Origin of the sequence: Sandarakinorhabdus sp. (genome assembly GCF_032115815.1) — a bacterium.
Classification (GTDB): domain Bacteria; phylum Pseudomonadota; class Alphaproteobacteria; order Sphingomonadales; family Sphingomonadaceae; genus Sandarakinorhabdus.
In genome coordinates this window covers 22,579-27,485 of the sequence record NZ_JAUMBI010000246.1, presented here as the reverse complement: position 1 = coordinate 27,485, position 4,907 = coordinate 22,579, and the positions used below count along the sequence as shown (strand labels likewise).

Sequence of the window (4,907 nt, the reverse complement as noted above, 5' to 3'; positions counted from 1 at the left end):
GGCACCGACAGGCAGCCTTCCTGATAGACTGACAGTTCGTCGGATTCCCAGGTGATCTCCGGGTTGATGAACACGCGCGGTTCCTTCACGCGCACGATCTTGTCGGGATCGGCATCTTCCGGCGTGTCATCGGCTTCGCGCTGCAGATCGATCACCAGGATGCGTTCGGCCACGCCCACCTGGATGGCGGCAAGGCCGATGCCGGGCGCGTCATACATGGTCTCGAACATGTCGGCGATCAGCGTGCGGTGCGCGTCGGTGACGGTTTCCACGGGCCTGCTGATCTGCTTCAGCCGCGCGTCGGGCGTTTCGATGATGGGGAGGATGGCCATGGGCGGCACGTATGGTGCAGGTGGCGGGGCGTCAAGAGCTGCGGCAATCGGCGGGCACACCCACGAGTCACAGCTTTTCAGCCGGGCGCGGTGCAGGCAAGGTGGCGCTGACCACGAAAACAAAGAGGAAGACGACATGAACCGACTGGCAGGCAAGGTGGCGCTGATCACCGGCGCAGCGCAGGGCCTGGGCGAGGCGATGGCCCGCCGCATGGTGGAAGAAGGCGCCCGCGTGGTGCTGACCGATATCAACGAGACCGGCGTGAAGGCGGTGGCGGCCAGCATCGGCGATGCCGCCGTCGCCTGCCGCCACGATGTCACCAGCATGGACGATTGGGCCGCCGCCATCGCCTTCGCCGAAGAAAAATTCGGCGGCTTCCATGTGCTGGTCAATAATGCCGGCATCGCCGGCGGTTCAACGGTGGAAGCCACCGATTTCGACACCTGGAAGCGCGTGCACAGCATCGATCTCGACAGCGTGTTCCTCGGCTGCAAGCTGAGCCTGCCGACCATGGCCCGCACGGTGCGCGAAACCGGCGTGCGCGGCAGCATCATCAATCTTTCGAGCATCGCCGGCGTGATCGCCGCCCACAACAGCGCCGCCTACAACAGCGCCAAGGCCGCCGTGCGCCACCTGACCAAGAGCGTGGCGCTGCACTGTGCCAAGCAGAAATATCGCATCACCTGCAACAGCATCCACCCGGTGTTCATCGACACGCCGATCCTGAAGGGCATCACCGACGCCATGGGCCGCGAAGCCGGGCTGGAAAAGCTGGGCCGGCAGATCCCGCTGGGCGCCGTGGGAGAACCGGATGATATCGCCTGGGCTGCCGTCTATCTGGCCAGCGACGAAGCCAAGATGGTGACTGGCCATGGCCTGTATGTGGATGGCGGCATCAGCGCGATGTGAGGCGCCGGCCGGAAACCCGCAGGCCTCGTACAAAATGAACTATTGGTAAAATAGGGTTAGCGTCTTGCAGTTGCAGGGCGGACGGTTAAGGCAAGGAGGTGATCAAGGCTCGGGGGGCCCGTGTTCAGTGCCAATGACATGCAGACTCGCAATGTCTTGCCAGACGTGCATTTTGCGCTTCCGGCGCTGCAGCTGCGACTGCTGATCACCACTTATTATGGTGTTTCAACGCCGGTCGCGCTGGAAGACCATCTCCACCCCGAATGGGGCAATATCCGCTTCACCATCACCGGCGAATGGTCGGTGGAACGGCCCGGCTCTACCGATCCCACGGGAACGCACGGAGCCCTGTTTGGGCCCACGGATCGTACTGCCATTGTCCGTTCGGCTGGGCCGGGCCGCACAGTGGGCGTGGGACTTACGGCAATGGGCTGGGCGACGCTCGTACAGCACTCAGCGGATGAACATGCCAATCGCATCCACGATCTGGCCGTAATCTACGGGCTGGGTGCCGAGCGCCTGTGGGCCGATCTGTGCGCCAGTGATTGGGAAGGCTGCTGCGCGCTATTTGATCAGTTTTTCGGCGAGCTGGCCGCCGTCGCGCCGCCGCCCGACCCGCTGATCGAACGGGTGCAGCAGGCGCTGGTGAGCGGCAACATCGATACGGTGCAGCATTTCGCCGACGGGCTGGCGATGACCGAGCGCACCCTGGCGCGGCTGTGCCGCCGCGCCTTCGGCTTTTCCCCCAAGCAGTTGCTGCGCCGCCAGCGCTTCCTGCGCACACTGGCCCAGATCGGGGATCGGCTCGACCAGCCGCTTTCGACGCTGCTCGATGGCGGTTATTATGACCAGTCGCACTTCATCCGGGAATTCAGGGCTTACATGGGCATGGCGCCGCTGGCCTATTTCAACAGCCCGCGCCAGATGATGCGCCGCGCCGGCGCCGAACGGCTGCGCACCGCCGGCGCCCGCGTGCAGGGTCTGCATCAACCGGGCTGAGTCACCGGCCCATCAGCCATTCGCCCAGCGTGCGCCCGAACGGCAGGGTGAACAGGCCGGCGATCAACAGGCTGCCGATTACCAGGCCGCGGATATTGCCTTCATGCCCTGCCCGGTCATGCCGGCGCGCCTTCAGCACCGCCTGCGGCACCGAAACGGCCACAAACAGGCTGATGGCATGGATGGGGGAAAAATCGCCCACGAACACCCCGCCCAGCTGCCGGGAACCCGCGTTGAAACACAGGGTGAGCAGCGCGTTGCCCAGCATCAGCGCCGCCCAGATGCGACCCAGCAGGCGATGGCGCGGCGTGCCCTTTGGCCCCAACAGCATCGGCACGGTTACGCCCATGATGATGATCATGCTGGCCAGGTGGATCTGCACCAGCAGCGGCAGGCCCGGAAACTGGCTGGCACCGCGCGCCACCGCCACCAGCACCACGGCCAGTAGTGCCGCGGTGGCAATGGCCAGATTGCGGTTGGACAAGAACGACGCCATCACACCCCCCGATCTGAAGCCCCGGTGTCGCTGCGCAACCGGGGCGGCGCAAGCTGTTTTACGCTGCGGCCAATTTGCGATAAGGGCGCGCGATGAACATCGATGCCTCCCCGACCAACGACGACACGCCTCTTCCCGCCGAGGTCATGCCGATCCCCGGCCTGTCTGATCCGATGGTGCTGCCGCGCAAGGCCATGGCGCGTGCCGATGGCAAGCGCCCGCTGATCGGCCTGTCAAAGGATCAGCTACGCGCCGCGCTGGCCGAGATTGGCCTGCCGGCCAAGCAGCTCAACATGCGCGCCAGCCAAGTGTGGCACTGGCTCTATCACCGCGGCGTGACAGAGATTTCGGCGATGGCCAACATCGCCAAGGACACGCGCGCCCTGCTGGATGAACATTTCGTTGTGGGCCGCCCGGAAGTGGTGACGGCGCAGGTGTCGAATGACGGCACCCGCAAGTGGCTGCTGCGCTTCGGCGATGGCGAGGAAGCCGAATGCGTGTTCATTCCCGATGCCTGGCGCGGCACGTTGTGCGTGTCTTCGCAGGTGGGCTGCACGCTCAACTGCCGTTTCTGCCACACCGGCACGATGAAGCTGGTGCGCAACCTCACCGCCGCCGAAATCGTCGGCCAGGTCATGCTGGCGCGCGATGCGCTGGGCGAGTGGCCGGGCGCGACGCCTGTGCCGATCACCCGGCCCACCACCAGCGATGCCGCCGACGATCTGGACGAGGATGACGTGCCGTGGGTGCCCGGCGCGCACAATGCGGGCAGCAATTACACGTCCGAAGGCCGCATGCTCACCAACATCGTGATGATGGGCATGGGCGAGCCGCTCTACAATTTCGACAATGTGCGCGATGCGTTGCAGATCGTCATGGATGGTGATGGCCTGGGCCTGTCCAAGCGCCGCATCACGCTGTCCACCAGCGGCGTGGTGCCGATGATGGCGCGGGCTGGCAAGGAAATCGGCGTCAACCTCGCCGTGTCCTTGCACGCCGTCACCAAGGAAATCCGCGACGAGATCGTGCCGATCAACAAGAAATACGGCATCGAACAATTGCTGCAGGCCTGCGCCGATTATCCCGGCGTCAACAACGCCCGGCGCATCACCTTTGAATATGTGATGCTGGCCGGCAAGAACGACAGCGACGAGGATGCGCACGAACTGGTGCGGCTGATCCGCAAATATCGCCTGCCGGCCAAGGTGAACCTGATCCCGTTCAACCCGTGGCCGGGCAGCATCTATGAATGTTCGTCGCAGGAACGCATCCGCGCCTTTTCGGACATCATCTTCAAGGCCGGCATCAGCGCCCCGGTGCGCACGCCGCGCGGACGGGACATCATGGCAGCCTGCGGCCAGCTGAAATCGGCGTCGGAAAAAATCAGCCGGGCGGAACTGGACAAGCGCGCAGCGGAAAAGGAACTGGGCTGGGTCGATTAAGGCGCTCCACCCGGCAACCCCTTCTCCACATCGCGCATGTAATCACGGGCAAGTGGCAGCGCATCCCGCCGTTTGGTCAACTGTATCTGCACGTTCATGTGGCCATCATTGGCAAAGGCGCACCACGCCGCCGCCAGATAGAACATCCACATCCGATAGAAGCGGCCATCATACAGCGATGTGATCGCGGCTTCCTGTGCGGCGCAGCGGTCATACCAGGCCTTCAGCGTGTGGGCATAATGCAGGCGCAACACCTCGATGTCGGTGATCCACAGCCAGGCCCGCTCCACCGCCGGCACGATCTGCGACAGCGCCGGGGAATAGCCCCCGGGGAAGATGTATTTCGCCGTCCACGGATCCGTGGCCCCCGGCCCGTCGGCACGGGCGATGGTGTGGAGCAACGCCACGCCGTCGGTGGCCAGCAGGCGCTCTACGGTATCGAAGAACTGCTGATAATGCGGCAGGCCGACATGTTCGAACATGCCAACTGAGACGATCCGATCAAACTGCCCGCTCATCTGGCGATAGTCGATCAGCTGGTAGTCAACGCCGGTCAGCCCCTGCCGTTCGGCTTCGGCGCGGGCATATTTCAACTGTTCTTCCGAAAGGGTGATGCCGGTCACCTGCGCGCCCGACACCTTGTGCAGGTAGCGTGCCAGCCCGCCCCAGCCGCAGCCGATATCGAGCACGCGTTGCCCCGGTTTCAGATCAAGCTTGGCCGCGATATG

6 protein-coding genes are annotated in these 4,907 nt (G+C 64.3%); 3 read left to right on the top strand and 3 right to left on the bottom strand.

The genetic code is table 11. From position 1 onward, the window contains the following. Nucleotides 1-332: peptide deformylase (locus RT662_RS14175; RefSeq protein ID WP_313671345.1), on the bottom strand; the 332-nt coding region annotated here is incomplete at its 3' end. Nucleotides 333-468: 136 nt separating this feature from the next. Between RT662_RS14175 and RT662_RS14170 the strand changes: the two genes are divergently transcribed. Continuing rightward, a complete protein-coding gene (locus tag RT662_RS14170; RefSeq protein WP_313671344.1) occupies nt 469-1,242 on the top strand; it encodes a glucose 1-dehydrogenase in 774 nt (257 codons plus the stop codon). 165 nt (nt 1,243-1,407) lie between these two features. After that, nucleotides 1,408-2,241, top strand: coding sequence for a helix-turn-helix domain-containing protein (locus RT662_RS14165; protein ID WP_313671343.1), 834 nt, complete (start codon nt 1,408-1,410; stop codon nt 2,239-2,241). A gap of 1 nt (nt 2,242) precedes the next feature. On the opposite strand, the gene RT662_RS14160 is transcribed toward RT662_RS14165, so the two are convergent. Continuing rightward, nucleotides 2,243-2,737: a hypothetical protein gene (locus tag RT662_RS14160; protein WP_313671342.1), complete on the bottom strand. Its 495-nt coding sequence runs from the start codon at nt 2,735-2,737 to the stop codon at nt 2,243-2,245. A gap of 92 nt (nt 2,738-2,829) precedes the next feature. On the opposite strand from RT662_RS14160, the gene rlmN reads away from it, so the two are divergent. Beyond that, nucleotides 2,830-4,179, top strand: coding sequence for a 23S rRNA (adenine(2503)-C(2))-methyltransferase RlmN (rlmN, locus tag RT662_RS14155; RefSeq protein ID WP_313671341.1), 1,350 nt, complete (start codon nt 2,830-2,832; stop codon nt 4,177-4,179). On the opposite strand, the gene RT662_RS14150 is transcribed toward rlmN, so the two are convergent. Next, a partial coding sequence (locus RT662_RS14150) for a cyclopropane-fatty-acyl-phospholipid synthase family protein (protein WP_313671340.1) occupies nt 4,176-4,907 on the bottom strand: 732 nt, incomplete at its 5' end. The genes rlmN and RT662_RS14150 overlap by 4 nt on opposite strands.